This is a genomic window from Streptomyces sp. NPDC048560 (genome assembly GCF_040650955.1).
Taxonomy (GTDB): domain Bacteria; phylum Actinomycetota; class Actinomycetes; order Streptomycetales; family Streptomycetaceae; genus Streptomyces.
The window spans coordinates 257,241-271,444 of the sequence record NZ_JBEZIJ010000007.1; the positions used below are offsets into that span (position 1 = coordinate 257,241).

The following is a 14,204-nucleotide window of genomic DNA, read 5'->3' on the forward strand; positions in this document are numbered from 1 at the left end:
GGACGCGCGGCAACTTGTGGTGCAGCACACAAGCGAAACGATTTCGTTTCGCTCAGGGGCAGGAGTACGGTTCAGGTGTACGAAACGGTTTCGTTCGATGGACTGGTGATCCACCCGGATCTCCGGACGATCGACGGACGCAGGGACGGGAGGTCGACACATGGCGCGCACCAGGCTCACGCCCGAGCGTGAGAGCGAGCTGTACGCCGCCGTCCTCGACCTGCTCCGCGAAGTCGGCTACGACGCCCTGACCATGGACGCCGTCGCCCAGCGCACCCACTCCAGCAAGGCCACCCTCTACCGCCAGTGGGGGAGCAAGCCCAAGCTGGTCGTCACCGCGCTGCGGCACAACAAGCCGGTGAGTCTCGCCGAGATCGACACCGGTTCGTTGCGCGGGGACTTCCATGCCGCGCTCGAACGTACCGACGACTGTCAGATGGAGAAGGACTCCGCACTGATGCGGGGTCTGGGATATGCCATCCACGACAATCCCGATCTGCACCAGGCACTGCGCGAACTGCTGATCGAGCCGGAGATGACCGGCCTCGAGAAGCTGCTCGAACGGGCCGTGGACCGGGGTGAACTGCGCGCGGACAATCCGGCGCTGAAATATGTACCGCACATGCTGATCGGCGCTTTCGCCGCCCGGCAGCTGGTCGACGACCGCGCAGTCGACCAGGCGTATGTCCGTGACTACTTCGACGCCGTGGTCCTCCCCGCCCTCGGCGTCTGACGTCCCCAGTCCCTTTCGTACGGCCCCCTCCCCGTAGCCCTACCTGACACGCCGCTCTCGTCGTCGGGCTGGTTCCTCACGCCCTTTTCCACTCAACGACCTGACCGGGAGTACGCCCCCGTGGCCACTTTCCTTTACAAACTCGGACGGCTCGCCTTCCGGCGCCGCCGCTATGTCGCCCTCGTCTGGGTGGCACTGCTGGCGCTCGCCGGATTCGGCGCGGCCTCCGCATCGCCCGCCACTTCGAGTTCCTTCTCGATTCCGGGTACGGAGGCCCAGAAGGCCTTCGACCTGCTGGAGCAGCGCTTCCCCGGAGGCAGCGCCGACGGCGCCACCGCCCGGGTCGTCTTCAAGGCCCCCGAGGGCGAGAAGGTGACCACCGCGGCGAACAAGGCCGAGGTCAAGGACATCGTGGGCGAGCTGAAGTCCGGCTCGGACCAGGTCGCCTCGGTCGCCGACCCGTACGTGGCGAACGCCGTCAGCAAGGACGGCTCCACGGCGTACATCTCCGTCTCGTACAAGGTCAACTCCATGGAGCTGACCGACGGGACGCGGGAGGCCCTGGAAGAGGCCGGTACGCACGCCGAGAAGAGCGGCATGACCGTGGAGGTCGGCGGCGACGCGCTCCAGGTGATGCCGCACACCGGAGCCGGTGAGATCGTCGGTGTCGCCATCGCCGCCGTGGTGCTGGTCATCACCTTCGGCTCGCTGGTCGCCGCCGGTCTGCCCCTGATCACCGCGCTCATCGGCGTCGGTGTGGGCATCTCGCTGATCACGGCCCTGGCGAACGTGCTGGACCTCGGCTCGACCACCTCCACCCTCGCGATGATGATCGGCCTCGCGGTCGGCATCGACTACGCGCTGTTCATCGTCTCCCGCTACCGCGCCGAACTGGCCGAGGGCAGGGAACCCGAGGAAGCCGCCGGACGCGCGGTCGGCACGGCCGGTTCCGCGGTCGTCTTCGCGGGCCTCACCGTCGTCATCGCGCTCGCCGGCCTGGCCGTCGTGAACATCCCGATGCTGTCGAAGATGGGCTTCGCCGCCGCAGGTACGGTCGCGATCGCCGTCGTCATCGCGCTCACCCTCGTCCCGGCACTGCTGGGCTTCGCGGGCAAGCGGGTCATGGGACGCAAGGCGCGCAAGGCGGCCGACGCCCTCGCCGAGTCCGATGACAAGGCGGAGCCGAAGCCGAACATGGGCACCCGCTGGGCGCGGTTCGTGCTGCGCAAGCCGGTGTGGGTGCTGCTGGTCGGTGTGCTCGGTCTCGGCGTCATCGCCGTACCGGCCGCCTCGCTGGAGATGGGCCTGCCCGACGAGGGCTCGCAGCCCAGGAGCACCACGCAGCGCCAGGCGTACGACCTGCTGTCGGACGGCTTCGGCCCCGGCTTCAACGGACCGCTGCTCGTCGTCGTCGACACCGCGGACAGCTCGGACGGCAAGACCGCCGTCAGCCGCGTCTCGGAAGAGATCGAGGCCATCCCGCACGTCGTGGCCGTCACCCCGGCCGCCTTCAACAAGGCCGGCGACACCGCGACGATCACCGTCATCCCGCAGGACCGGCCCAGCTCGGCTCAGACCGAGGAGCTCGTCCACGCCATCCGCGACTCGGGCGGTGACATCAAGAAGGACACCGGAGCCGAGGTACTGGTCACCGGCGCCACCGCGATGAACATCGACTTCTCGCAGAAGATGAACGACGCGCTGCTGCCCTACCTGGCGCTCGTCGTCGGCCTCGCCTTCCTGCTCCTGATGCTCGTCTTCCGCTCGATCCTGGTGCCCCTGAAGGCGGCCCTCGGCTTCCTGCTCTCGGTCGTCGCGGCCCTGGGCGCGGTCGTCGCGGTCTTCCAGTGGGGCTGGCTCGGCTCGCTCTTCGGTGTCGAACAGACCGGCCCGATCATGAGCATGATGCCGATCTTCATGGTCGGCGTGGTCTTCGGCCTCGCCATGGACTACGAGGTCTTCCTCGTCACGCGGATGCGTGAGGCGTACGTCCACGGGGAGTCGCCCGGCCAGGCGATCGTCACCGGCTTCAAGCACGGGGCCCGTGTGGTCACGGCGGCTGCGGTGATCATGATGGCCGTCTTCTCCGGCTTCATCAGCTCCAGCGAGTCGATGATCAAGATGATCGGCTTCTCGCTCGCCATCGCGGTCTTCTTCGACGCCTTCGTGGTGCGGATGGCGATCGTGCCGGCCGTACTCGCCCTGCTCGGCAAGCGGGCCTGGTGGCTGCCGCGCTGGCTGGACCGTGCCCTGCCCAACGTGGACGTCGAGGGCGAGGGACTCCGCAAGGAGCTCACCGACGCTCCCGGCACCTCGGCCGGCGAAGCGGGCGGTGAGCGCGAGCTGACCCGGGTCTGACCCGGACAGAGCTCCGGGGGCCGCGTGTGAGCGGAGCGCGGCCCCCGGCAGCACCGGTTACCTGTGGGGACGGGGGACCGGGGCGACAGGAAGCCCCCGTGCGAGCGGCACGGGGGCTTCCGTCATGCGTGGGCGATTGTATGCAGGATGTACGGGGCCTTCGGTCATGGCGTGCTCGTCGTGGCCCTCTTCGCGGTCGGCGCCGGTTCCGCTGCCGAAACCGGAGCCGGTTTCCGGGACGGCGTCGCCTCGTACGTCCGGTGCAGGAAGCGGATGAGGGGCGCGTTGTCGATCTGGAACACCTCGACGCCGTCGTCCGAGTGCAGCTCCACGATGAGCTGGGCGCGCCCGCAGGGCCAGACCCGCACGTTGCCGCGCTCGATGGGGAAGCGGAGTCCGCTCTCCAGGAGGTCGCGGCCGACGGCCCAGTCCGTTCCGCTGGCGAAGGACACATGGACGGTGGGGGACGCGTCGTCGGGGTCGTACCGCAGGTCGACCGGGACGGGCCGGGTGAGGGGGCCGTCGGTGATGAGCCGGGCTCGTGCGTGTTCTTCGATCACGGGGGACATGGGCCGGCTCCTCCTGTTTGTCTGTTCTGTCATCTAATGTCCCATATTTCGCGCCAGAAGCACCTGGGCGAAGCTGTACGCAGGTGTGACACCCCCGCTCTTGCAAGTAATGCGCAACAAGGCTCTATCCTTGGTGGGTTCTGACACCGCCCCCGGGAACGCAGGAAAGCGGAGCCTCCCATGCATGTACCCGACGGATTCATCAATGCACCCGTCTCGGCCGTTGCGGGAGTCGTCGCCGCAGGCGCGGTCGCCGTCAGCCTCCGTGGCGCCCGGAAGGAACTCGACGAACGCACCGCCCCGCTGGCCGGGCTCGTCGCGGCGTTCATCTTCGCCGTGCAGATGCTCAACTTCCCGGTCGGCGCCGGCACCAGCGGCCATCTCCTGGGCGGAGCGCTGGCCGCGATCCTGGTCGGCCCGTACACCGGAGTGCTCTGCATATCCGTCGTGCTGCTGATGCAGGGCATCCTCTTCGCCGACGGCGGACTCACCGCCCTCGGCGTGAACATCACGGTGATGGGCGTGGTCACGACCGTCGTCGCGTACCTCCTGTTCCGTGGCCTGACCGCCGTACTCCCGCGCACCCGCCGGTCCGCGACCGTCGCCGCGTTCGTCGCCGCGCTGGTCTCCGTACCGGCCGCGGCCTGCGCCTTCACACTGATCTACGCGGTCGGCGGCACCACCGACATCCCCATCGGCAAGGTCCTCACCGCGATGGTCGGGGTGCACGTGCTGATCGGCATCGGCGAAGCCGTCATCACCGCGATGACGGTCGGAGCCGTGATCGCCGTCCGCCCGGACCTGGTCCACGGCGCCCGGGGTCTCGCCGCCCCCCTCAAGCTCCGTATCGGCGGCGAACTGGTCGACGCCCCCGTGACCGCGCCCGCACCGGCACTCGCCCGCAAGGCGGGCTCATCCACCCGGAGGGTCTGGGCCACCGGCCTGGTCACCGCGTTCGTCCTCGCGGGCTTCGTCTCCTTCTACGCCTCCGCCAGCCCCGACGGCCTGGAGAAGGTCGCCGCCGACAAGGGCATCGACACCCAGGTCGAGGAGCACGCGTCCGCGGACTCCCCGCTCGCCGACTACGGCGTCAAGGACGTCACCGACGCCCGCCTCTCCGGCGGCCTCGCCGGAGTGATCGGGGTCGGCGCCACCGTGGCCGTCGGCAGCGGCGTCTTCTGGGCGGTCCGCCGCCGCCGTCAGGACGAGCCGGCCTCCCAGGTCTCGGAGACCGTCTGACATGGGTGCGGGCCACACGCACAAGCTCTACCGGCACGCCCACTCACCGGTCCACGACCTGCCGCCGCACTGCAAGCTCGCCGCCGTCTTCGGCTTCGTGCTCGTCGTCGTCTCCACCCCGCGCGAGGCGGTCTGGGCGTTCGCGCTCTACGCGGTGCTGCTCGGGGCCGTCGCCGCCGCGGCCCGCATCCCCGCCGGATTCCTCCTGAAGCGGCTGGTCATCGAGGTGCCGTTCGTGGCCTTCGCGGTGCTCATGCCGTTCGTGGTCCCCGGTGAGCAGACCGAGGTCCTCGGCGTCTCCGTCAGCGTCCCCGGCCTCTGGGGCGCCTGGAACGTCCTGGCCAAGGGCACCCTCGGAGTCGCCGCCTCGGTGATCCTCGCCTCCACCACCGAACTGCGCTCCCTGCTGCTCGGCCTGCAGCGGCTCAAGCTGCCGCCGCTGCTGGTCCAGATCGCCTCGTTCATGATCCGGTACGGGGACGTGATCACCGGCGAGATGCGCCGGATGTCGATCGCCCGCCGCTCCCGCGGATTCGAGGCCCGGGGCATACGCCAGTGGGGTGTCCTCGCCAAATCGGCGGGCGCCCTCTTCATCAGGTCCTACGAGCGCGGCGAACGCGTCCATCTCGCGATGGTCAGCCGCGGCTACACCGGCACCATGCCGGTCATCGACGAGGTGACGGCCTCCCGCGTCCAGTGGGCCTACGCCGGCGCCCTCCCCCTCCTCGCCCTCGTCATCTGTCTGCTGGGATGGACCCTATGAGCAGCCCGACCACCACGTCCGCGCCCTCCCTTGAGGTCAGCGGCCTCGCGTACGCCTATCCCGACGGCCACCAGGCGCTCTTCGGCGTCGACCTCACCGTGGAACGCGGCGAACGCGTCGCGCTGCTCGGCCCCAACGGCGCGGGCAAGACCACGCTCGTCCTCCACCTCAACGGCATCCTCGACGCGGGCGCGGGCACCGTCCGGGTCGCCGGGCTCCCCGTCGAGAAGCGCAACCTCGCGGAGATCCGCCGCCGCGTCGGCATCGTCTTCCAGGACCCCGACGACCAGCTCTTCATGCCGACCGTCCGCGAGGACGTCGCCTTCGGACCCGCCGCCTCCGGGCTGCGCGGCCCCGAACTGGAGAAGCGCGTCCACACCGCACTCAGGCAGGTGGGCATGGAGGAGTACGCGAACCGTCCCCCGCACCACCTCTCCTTCGGGCAGCGCCGCCGGGTGGCCGTGGCCACCGTCCTCGCCATGGAGCCGGAGATCCTCGTCCTGGACGAGCCCTCCTCCAACCTGGACCCCGCGTCCCGGCGCGAACTCGCCGACATCCTGCGCTCCCTGGACGTCACCGTGCTGATGGTCACCCACGACCTCCCGTACGCCCTGGAGCTCTGCCCGCGCGCCGTCATCCTCAGTGACGGAGTCATCGCCGCCGACGACCGCACCCAGGACCTGCTCGGCGACGAGGACCTGATGCGCGCCCACAGGCTGGAGTTGCCGTTCGGCTTCGACCCGCGCTCCGTGACAATGGGCACGTGACCAAGGACGCTCCCGACACCGCCGCGCGCGGCCCCCACCCGCAGGCGGCCTCGCTCCTCCTCGACGAACAGCTGTGCTTCGCGCTGTACGCGGCCCAGCGCGCCGTCACAGCCGCCTACCGGCCGCTCCTCGACGAGCTCGGCCTCACCTACCCGCAGTACCTGGTGATGCTGGTGCTGTGGGAGCGCGGTGAACTCCCCGTCAAGGAGCTGGCCCGCTCCCTCCATCTCGACTACGGGACCCTGTCGCCCCTCCTGAAGCGGCTTGAGGGCGCCGGTCTCGTACGCCGCGTCCGCTCACCCGCCGACGAGCGCTCCGTGCTCGTCGAACCGACCGCCGACGGCGCGGCCCTGCGCGAGCGGGCGGCCTGCGTGCCCGGGGAACTGCTCGAAGCCGCAGGGATGGCGTCCGTCGACGTGGCCAGGCTCCGCACCGAACTGCACGGGCTGACGGCCCGGCTGGAGCACCCCGGAGGCCGCTGACGCCGGGGCTGACGAAACATCTTGTCCACGGCCCCGGCACACCGTTCACCTGCGGCGCGATGCACCATGGGGGGATGAGCGGGAGTGCGGGAGCAGGCGTGGATGTACGGGGCACGGTGTCGCCCGGGTTCGAACCGGTAAGGGACGCTTTCGTCCGCAACTTCGAACAGCGGGGCGAGCGCGGGGCGGCGGTCACCGTCTACCGGCACGGCCGCAAGGTCGTCGATCTGTGGGCCGGTACGAGAGATGTCGACGGCGTCGAACCGTGGGCCGTCGACACCGTGCAGGTCGTCCGCTCGGCGGGCAAGGGCATCGCCGCCGCCGTACCCCTGCTGCTGCACCAGCGCGGCCAGCTCGACCTGGACGCCCCGGTCGGCACGTACTGGCCGGAGTTCAAGGCCAACGGCAAGGAACGCGTCCTCGTACGCCACCTGCTCGCCCACCGGGCCGGGGTGCCCGCGCTCGACCGGCCCCTGACACCGGCCGAGGCGGCCGACGGCACGTCCGGGCCCCGGGCGGTCGCCGCCCAGCGCCCCGAGTGGGAGCCCGGCACCGACCACGGCTACCACGCGCAGACGTACAGCTGGCTCCTGGGCGAACTGGTACGCAGGGTCACCGGGCGCACCGTCGGGCGCTGGATCGCCGAGGAGATCGCCCGCCCCCTCGGCCTGGACTTCTGGTTCGGCCTCCCGGCCGACGAGGCCCACCGGATCGGCCGGATCGGGCCCGTCGAACCGCCGGCCGCTGGGGAAGGCAGCGGTGCGCTGCGCCTGCGGCCCAAGCGGTCCGTCGTCGAGGCGTACAGCGACCCGGACTCCCTGACCCGCCGCGCGTTCGGTGCGATCGACCCGCTGCCGGACGAGAACGACGCCGCCTACCGTGCGGCCGAACTCCCCGCGTCCAACGGCATCGCCACCGCCCGGGGACTTGCCCGCTGCTACGCCGCGATGATCGGCGAAGTCGACGGCCACCGGCTGTTCGCCCCGGCCACGCTCACCCTGGCCCGCACGGAGGAGTCCGCGGGCCCGGACCGCGTCCTGGTCGTCAGCACCCGCTTCGGACTCGGCTTCATGCTGCACGGTCCGGCAGCCCCGCTCCTCGCCCCCGGCTCCTTCGGCCACCCCGGACGCGGCGGCTCGCTGGGGTTCGCCGACCCCGAATCGGGCATCGCGCTCGGCTATGTGACGAACGGTCTGCAGAAGGGAGTTACCGCCGATCCCCGTGCCCAGGCCCTGGTCGGAGCAGTACGGTCTGCCCTATGACTTCTCCTGCCCCGACCACCGCACGGTTCGACGGCTACTCCGTGCTCATCACCGGAGCCGGCCAGGGCATAGGCGCGGCCACGGCCCGCCGCCTGGCGTCGGAGGGCGCGGCCGTCCTGATCACCGATCTGGACGGCGCCCGGGCGGAGTCCGCGGCTGCGGAGATCCGGGAGACGGGCGGCACGGCCGAATCCTTCCCCTGCGACGTGGGCGACCGGTCGGCCGTCGAGGCGGCCGTCGCCCACGCGGTCTCCCGCTTCGGCCGCCTGGACGTCCTGGTCAACAACGCCTGCTCGGCAGGCGCCGACGCCCCGCTCTTCGAGGACGAGACGGACGAGGTCTGGCAACGCGACCTGGACATCACCCTGTCGGGCCCCTTCCGCTGCTCCCGGGCCGCCCTGCCCCACCTGGTGGCCTCCGGCCGGGGCGCGATCGTGAACATCGGCTCCGTCAACGGCGAGCAGGACTTCGGCGGCCACGCCTACAGTGCCGCGAAGGCCGGACTGGCCGGTCTGACCCGTACGCTCGCCGGCCACGCGGCCCCCCGCGGCGTCCGCGTCAACCTGATCGCCCCCGGCACGGTCCGCACGGACGCCTGGGCGGGCCGGGAGGCCCAACTGGACCTGCTGGGACCGCTCTACCCCCTCGGCCGGGTCGGCGAGCCGGACGACATCGCGGCAGCGGTCGCCTTCCTCGCCTCCCGCGACGCGTCCTGGGTGACCGGCACGACCCTGCGCGTGGACGGCGGCCTGCTGGCCGTGAACACCGGTTTCCGCCAGGCGAACCCGCCGATGTGAGCTACGGGACAGCCCTCACGCCGGGTCGCCCCGGCGCGCCGACAGACGGCTGGACACCTCCTGGCCGAGCGCCAGGGTGCTCAGGCCGAACATCAGGACGCCCAGGGGGACATGGAGCGAGGGTATGTGCGCGATACCCAGCACGACCTGCGCCGAGGCGAGTACGAGGAAGCCGGAGGCGTACAGGATCGGGCGGGGCGAGCCGCCGCCGGGCCGCCACGCCAGGACCGCGGCGAGTACGTACAGCATCGACGCCCCGTACATCACGCGCGATCCGACGTCGTGCAGCAGCGCGCCGTGGGACGAGGACAGCAGCATTCCGGCGGTGGCCGCCTGGAAGAAGAGGGACAGGGTCTGCAGCGCGATCGCGCCCTGAAGGAAGGTCGGTCCGCCGGGTACCGCCGTCGTCCGCGTGCTCATCACAAGGTCTCCTCTGCCGCCGTGGCGGCGGGTCGGTGCTGTCTCGGTAGCCTGACGACGCAGACCCGTGAAATGTCAGGCGAGGCGCCGGTCTCGCATCCGTCGCGGAAGCGGACGGGAAGAAGAGCCAGGGAGCGGCAGCGACCATGAGTACCCCGAACGCGCCGGCGACGGGCCGGTCCGAGCAGGCGCCGGACACGGTCGCGGGCGAGCGGCGCCGGCTGGTCGATCTCGCCTACCGGCTGCTCGGTTCGCTCGCCGAGGCCGAGGACGCCGTGCAGGAGACGTACGCCCGCTGGTACGCGATGCCTCCTCGGCGCAGGCAGGCCGTCGAGTCGCCCGGCGCCTGGCTGACGACCGTGGCCGGCCGCGTGTGCCTGGACGTGCTCGGCTCGGCGCGGGCTCGGCGCGAGCGCTACGTCGGCGCCTGGATTCCGGAGCCGCTGCCCGACCGTACGGAGTGGCTCGGCGGGCGGGGCGCGGGCGCCGGCCGGGCCGACCCCGCCGACCAGGTCACCCTGGACGAGTCGGTGAACATGGCCTTCCTCGTCGTACTGGAGTCGATGACGCCGGCCGAGCGGGTGGCGTTCGTTCTGCACGACGTCTTCCGGTACCCCTTCGCCGAGATCGCGGAGATCGTCGGCCGGACGCCCGCGGGCTGTCGGCAGCTGGCCTCCTCGGCCCGTCAGCGGGTCCGGGCGGCGGGGGCCCCCGCCGCCGCCCCGGCGGCAGGACAGGCCGCTCTGGTACGGCAGTTCAAGCAGGCGTGGGAGGCCAAGGACATCGAGGCCCTCGTCGGCCTCCTCGACCCCCGCGCGACGATGGTCGCCGACGGCGGAGGCCTGGTCGGCACCGTCCTGCACCCCGTCGAGGGCGGCGAGAGCATCGCCGCGTATCTGATCCACATCGCCGGGAGGGCTCCCGGGCTGAGGCTCCTGGAGCGGACGGTGAACGGTCTGCCCGGCCTGGTCGCCCAGCACACCGGCGTCACGGTGACCGTGGCCGCGTTCGGCCTCGACGGCGGGCGCGTCACGCGCATCTGGGCGGTGCGCAACCCGGAGAAGCTCCGGCCCTGGAACAGGACCGGTGACTGATCCCCGGTCAGCTCGCGCGCAGCATCAGCCCGATGCCGACCACCATCAGTCCCGCCGCCGCGATGCGCGGCGCGCCGAAGCGCTCCTTGAAGAACAGGGTCCCTATCGCCGCGCCCACGATGATCGACGATTCGCGCAGCGCCGCGATGGGGGCGAGCGGGGCCTTGGTCTGGGCCCACAGGACCAGCCCGTACGCCGTCACCGACAGCGCCGCGCCGAGCAGTCCCCGGAGCGCGAACGGGCGCAACTGGGTGAACAGCAGGCCCCGGCGCCGGTACAGCGCGTACGCGGGGATGGCCACGCCCTCCAGGATCATCAGCCAGGCCACGTAGCCGAGCGACGAGCCGGAGGCGCGTACGCCCACGCCGTCGACGACCGTGTACCCGGCGATCGCCAGGCCCGTCGCCAGGGCGGCGGTCAGGGCCGGCCAGTGCGGGCGCTTCCCCGATCCCCGGATGCCCCACAGGGCGAGCCCGACCAGTCCCGCCGAGGCGACCACCACGCCCGCCGCCGCCCACCCGTCCGGGACCTCGCCGACGAAGACGGCCGCCAGGACCGTCACGACGAGCGGGGCCGTGCCCCGTGCGATCGGATACATCTGGCCGAAGTCGCCCAGCGTGAACGAGCGCATCAGCAGCGCCATGTACCCGACGTGCAGGACGGCGGAGGCGATCAGGTACGGCCAGGCCTCCGCCGCCGGAAGCGGGACGAAGCCCGCGGCGGCCGCGCCGATCAGTGCGCCGCCGCCGGAGATCAGGGTGAAGGAGAGGACCTGGTCCCGGAGGGCGTGGGCCATCGCGTTCCAACTGGCGTGCGTGACCGCGGCTGTCAGGACCGCGACCGTGACCAGCGGCGTCACGTGGTCTGCTCGCGCACATCCACCAGCGTGCCGCCCGCGTGCCCGATCAGGGTCTTCGGGTCGAGCGGGAAGACGGTGTACGGGGTGCCCGCCGCCGCCCACACCACCGCGTGGCCGAGGAGCCCACGGTCGGCGAGGACCCGGGTCTTCGTACGGTGGCCGAAGGGCGGTACGCCCCCGATCGCGTACCCGGTCGTCTCCCTGACCAGGTCGGCCCGGGGGCGGGTGACCTTCGCGGCGCACAGTTCGCGGCGCACCAGGTCCACGTCCACCCGGGAGGCCCCGTCCATGAGGACGAGCACAGGTACGCCGTCCGCCTCGAAGATCAGAGACTTCACGATCGCGCTGAGCTCGCAGCCGATCGCCGCGGCGGCCTCCGCCGCGGTGCGGGTGGCCTCGGGGAAGCGGCGGACCTCGACCTCCAGGCCCAGTTCGCGGAGGGCCTCGGCGAAGCGGGGGTGGGCCCACGTCGACGACGGTGCGGCGGTGGCGGCCGGGGTGGTCTCGGGTGTGCTCATCCCCGCACGCTAGCGGTCGGTGTACAGCGCACGCGACACGGTTCCGGAGTGTGGGCGGGCGAAATCCCGGTGACGCGGCACCGGTGCGCTGCCTAGGCTCCGCCCATGGAAACGGACGTCCGCCTCCTCAACGTGATCGACGTCGAATCGACCTGCTGGGAGGGGCGGCCGCCGCCGGGACAGGTCAGCGAGATCATCGAGATCGGGCTGACCGTCGTCGATCTGCGGGCGGGCAGGCGGCTGGCGAGACACCGGCTCCTGGTGCGGCCCGCGCGGTCCGAGGTGAGTGCCTTCTGCACCGGGCTGACCGGGCTCACACAGGCCGAGGTGGACGCGGGCACGGGCTTCGCCGAGGCGTGCCGGGTGCTGGCCGCCGAGCACCGGAGCGGAGCGATTCCGTGGGCCAGCTGGGGCGACTACGACCGCGACATGTTCACCCGACAGTGCCGCGCCACCGGGACCGCGTACCCGTTCGGGCGGCGCCACACCAATGCCAAGGTCGCGTTCACCGCCGCCTACGGGCTCCGTGGACGCCCCGGCATGGCACAGGCGCTTGAGGTGGCCGGTCTGCCGCTGGAGGGGCGCCACCACCGGGGCGACGACGACGCGTGGAACATCGCCGCCCTGGTGCTCGACGTGGCGGCGAAGGGCGGCTGGCCGGCCCGTCCCGAGGGCCCGGCCGGCGTGTAGCGGCGTACCGTCAGCGTCCCGCGCTCAGGACCGCCGCCACCACCGGGCCCGCCGCGTCCCCGCCGTGGCCGCCGGACTGGACGACGGCCGCCGCGGCCAGGTCATCGCTGAATCCGGTGAACCAGCTGTTGGACACGGCCTGTCCGTCGACCTCCGCCGAGCCCGTCTTGGCGCCCTTGTCGCCGCCGACCGAGGCCATGGCGGCCTGGCCGGTGCCCCAGGAGGCCGTCGCCCGCATCATGGCGTTGAGCTGCGCGGTGACGTAGCCCGGGAGCGACCGGGAGGCGACGGCGAGCCGCCGGCCGTCCAGGGACTGCGGCACGATGACCGGCTGGCGGAAGGTGCCGGTGCGGGCGGTCGCGGTGATGGACGCGATGTTGAGGGCGTTCATCTGGACCGTGCCCTGGCCGATGTACTGCGCCGCGGCCCCGCCGCCGACCGCCTCGGGAATGCTGCCGTCGGTCGAGAAGATGCCGGTCTTCCAGTCGAGCCCGATCCCGAAGACGTCCCGGGCCTCCTTGCCGAGTGCGGAGTCGTCGTCCACCTCGTCGATCTTCTTGATGAAGGCGGTGTTGCAGGAGCGGGCGAAGCTCGTCGTGAACGTGTCGGTGTCCGCGAGCGAGAAGCGCTTCAGGTTGTGGAAGGTGTTCCCCTCGTACATCACTTCCTCGGGGCACTCGACCGGGCGGGTCGCCGAGACCAGGCCCTTCTCGATCAGCATCGCGGCGGTCACGATCTTCAGTGTGGAGCCGGGCGCCTGCTTGCCCTGCATCGCCGCGTTGAAGTCGGTCACCGGGTTGTTGGCGACCGCGCTGATCGCGCCCGTCGATGGCTGGACCGCGACCACCGACGCCTGGTCGTACCGCTTCACCGCCCGCTCGGCCGCCGCCTGCGCCCCGGCCTCGATCGTCGTACGGAGCTTGCCCGGCTTCCCCTTCGTCAGGGTCAGCAGCGTGGTCCTCGGCGCCGAACTCCCCTCCGGTTCGATCCAGGTCTCGACGCCCGCCGTGCCGCCGCTGCTCGCCCCGTACTTCTCCCGCAGCGAGGCCAGCACCGGCGCCAGCGACGGGTACGTCTCCTTGTCCAGGACCTTGCCGTTGCGGTCGACGGCCTTGATCTCCGGGGCCGACGCCTGGCCCGTCCGCAGTGTCGCGCCGTCCGTCAGCTGCGGGTGGATCACTGTGGGCTCCCAGTCGACGAGAGCCTTCCCGCTGGTCAGGCCCCGCACCACGGTGAGCTCGGAGGCGTACGACAGGGTCTTCTTCACGCCCTCGTACGACACCGTCGCCTTCACGGTGAACGGCACCTTCGTGCCCACCGCGGGGCCGGGAGTGATCACGGCCCTGGTGACACGGGCGTCCTCGGTGTAGCCGGCGAGGAGGGGCGCGGCGCCGGCCTCGTTGTTGGTGAGCAGGGAGGCGGCCGTCGCGTCACCGGCCGCCCACGCCTTCAGGAAATCCTTCGCGGTCCCGGTGATCTCCGCCTCGGTGGGCGGCCCCGTCCGCACCTTCGACGAGGTGCCCGTGGTTCTCAGCCCGTCGTCCTCGCCGCCGCCCCCGACCACGGTGTACGCGCCGTAGCCGACGCCCCCGGCCATCAGCGCGAACACGCCGCCTATGACGGCGATCCTTGCCCCACTGCGCATCTGCGGTC

15 protein-coding genes are annotated in these 14,204 nt (G+C 71.6%); 10 read left to right on the forward strand and 5 right to left on the reverse strand.

The features are described 5' to 3' along the window. Nucleotides 1-160: 160 nt before the first annotated feature. Together AB0C82_RS20405 and AB0C82_RS20410 are read left to right on the forward strand one after the other, a co-directional pair. Complete coding sequence (locus AB0C82_RS20405; RefSeq protein WP_362843776.1) at nt 161-733, forward strand: TetR/AcrR family transcriptional regulator; 573 nt, start codon at nt 161-163, stop codon at nt 731-733. Nucleotides 734-853: 120 nt separating this feature from the next. Continuing rightward, nucleotides 854-3,091: an MMPL family transporter gene (locus tag AB0C82_RS20410; RefSeq protein ID WP_362843779.1), complete on the forward strand. Its 2,238-nt coding sequence runs from the start codon at nt 854-856 to the stop codon at nt 3,089-3,091. A gap of 164 nt (nt 3,092-3,255) precedes the next feature. On the opposite strand, the gene AB0C82_RS20415 is transcribed toward AB0C82_RS20410, so the two are convergent. Then, a complete protein-coding gene (locus AB0C82_RS20415) occupies nt 3,256-3,660 on the reverse strand; it encodes an SsgA family sporulation/cell division regulator (protein WP_362843782.1) in 405 nt (134 codons plus the stop codon). 180 nt (nt 3,661-3,840) lie between these two features. Between AB0C82_RS20415 and AB0C82_RS20420 the strand changes: the two genes are divergently transcribed. From AB0C82_RS20420 to AB0C82_RS20445, 6 genes are all read left to right on the forward strand, one after another. Beyond that, nucleotides 3,841-4,899, forward strand: coding sequence for an energy-coupling factor ABC transporter permease (locus tag AB0C82_RS20420; RefSeq protein WP_362843785.1), 1,059 nt, complete (start codon nt 3,841-3,843; stop codon nt 4,897-4,899). A 1-nt stretch (nt 4,900) separates the two neighbouring features. Then, nucleotides 4,901-5,662, forward strand: coding sequence for a cobalt ECF transporter T component CbiQ (cbiQ, locus tag AB0C82_RS20425; RefSeq protein WP_362843787.1), 762 nt, complete (start codon nt 4,901-4,903; stop codon nt 5,660-5,662). Continuing rightward, a complete protein-coding gene (locus AB0C82_RS20430; RefSeq protein WP_362843790.1) occupies nt 5,650-6,429 on the forward strand; it encodes an ABC transporter ATP-binding protein in 780 nt (259 codons plus the stop codon). The genes cbiQ and AB0C82_RS20430 overlap by 13 nt, the downstream gene beginning before the upstream one ends. Further along, nucleotides 6,426-6,911, forward strand: a complete 486-nt coding sequence (locus AB0C82_RS20435) for a MarR family transcriptional regulator (RefSeq protein WP_362843793.1) — start codon at nt 6,426-6,428, stop codon at nt 6,909-6,911. Before AB0C82_RS20430 ends, AB0C82_RS20435 begins: the two co-directional genes overlap by 4 nt. Before the next feature lie 98 nt (nt 6,912-7,009). Continuing rightward, nucleotides 7,010-8,173, forward strand: coding sequence for a serine hydrolase domain-containing protein (locus AB0C82_RS20440; RefSeq protein ID WP_362844223.1), 1,164 nt, complete (start codon nt 7,010-7,012; stop codon nt 8,171-8,173). Beyond that, nucleotides 8,170-8,970 (forward strand): SDR family NAD(P)-dependent oxidoreductase, encoded by an 801-nt coding sequence (locus AB0C82_RS20445; RefSeq protein ID WP_362843796.1) that lies wholly within the window; start codon nt 8,170-8,172, stop codon nt 8,968-8,970. The genes AB0C82_RS20440 and AB0C82_RS20445 overlap by 4 nt, the downstream gene beginning before the upstream one ends. Nucleotides 8,971-8,985: 15 nt before the next feature. On the opposite strand, the gene AB0C82_RS20450 is transcribed toward AB0C82_RS20445, so the two are convergent. After that, entirely contained in the window at nt 8,986-9,390 is a 405-nt protein-coding gene (locus tag AB0C82_RS20450; protein ID WP_362843799.1) for a hypothetical protein, read from the reverse strand. A 146-nt stretch (nt 9,391-9,536) separates the two neighbouring features. Between AB0C82_RS20450 and sigJ the strand changes: the two genes are divergently transcribed. Next, entirely contained in the window at nt 9,537-10,484 is a 948-nt protein-coding gene (gene sigJ, locus AB0C82_RS20455; RefSeq protein ID WP_362843802.1) for an RNA polymerase sigma factor SigJ, read from the forward strand. 7 nt (nt 10,485-10,491) lie between these two features. Here the strand turns inward: sigJ and AB0C82_RS20460 are convergent, their stop codons facing one another. Together AB0C82_RS20460 and AB0C82_RS20465 are read right to left on the reverse strand one after the other, a co-directional pair. Next, complete coding sequence (locus AB0C82_RS20460) at nt 10,492-11,343, reverse strand: DMT family transporter (RefSeq protein WP_362843805.1); 852 nt, start codon at nt 11,341-11,343, stop codon at nt 10,492-10,494. After that, the gene (locus tag AB0C82_RS20465; protein WP_362843807.1) at nt 11,340-11,861 is read right to left on the reverse strand and encodes a YbaK/EbsC family protein; all 522 of its coding nucleotides are present in this window, start codon (nt 11,859-11,861) and stop codon (nt 11,340-11,342) included. The genes AB0C82_RS20460 and AB0C82_RS20465 overlap by 4 nt, the downstream gene beginning before the upstream one ends. Nucleotides 11,862-11,966: 105 nt before the next feature. On the opposite strand from AB0C82_RS20465, the gene AB0C82_RS20470 reads away from it, so the two are divergent. Further along, entirely contained in the window at nt 11,967-12,551 is a 585-nt protein-coding gene (locus AB0C82_RS20470) for a 3'-5' exonuclease (protein WP_362843809.1), read from the forward strand. Between the two features lie 10 nt (nt 12,552-12,561). Here AB0C82_RS20470 and AB0C82_RS20475 read toward each other — a convergent pair whose 3' ends face one another. Continuing rightward, entirely contained in the window at nt 12,562-14,196 is a 1,635-nt protein-coding gene (locus tag AB0C82_RS20475) for a penicillin-binding transpeptidase domain-containing protein (RefSeq protein WP_362843812.1), read from the reverse strand. Nucleotides 14,197-14,204 lie beyond the last annotated feature (8 nt).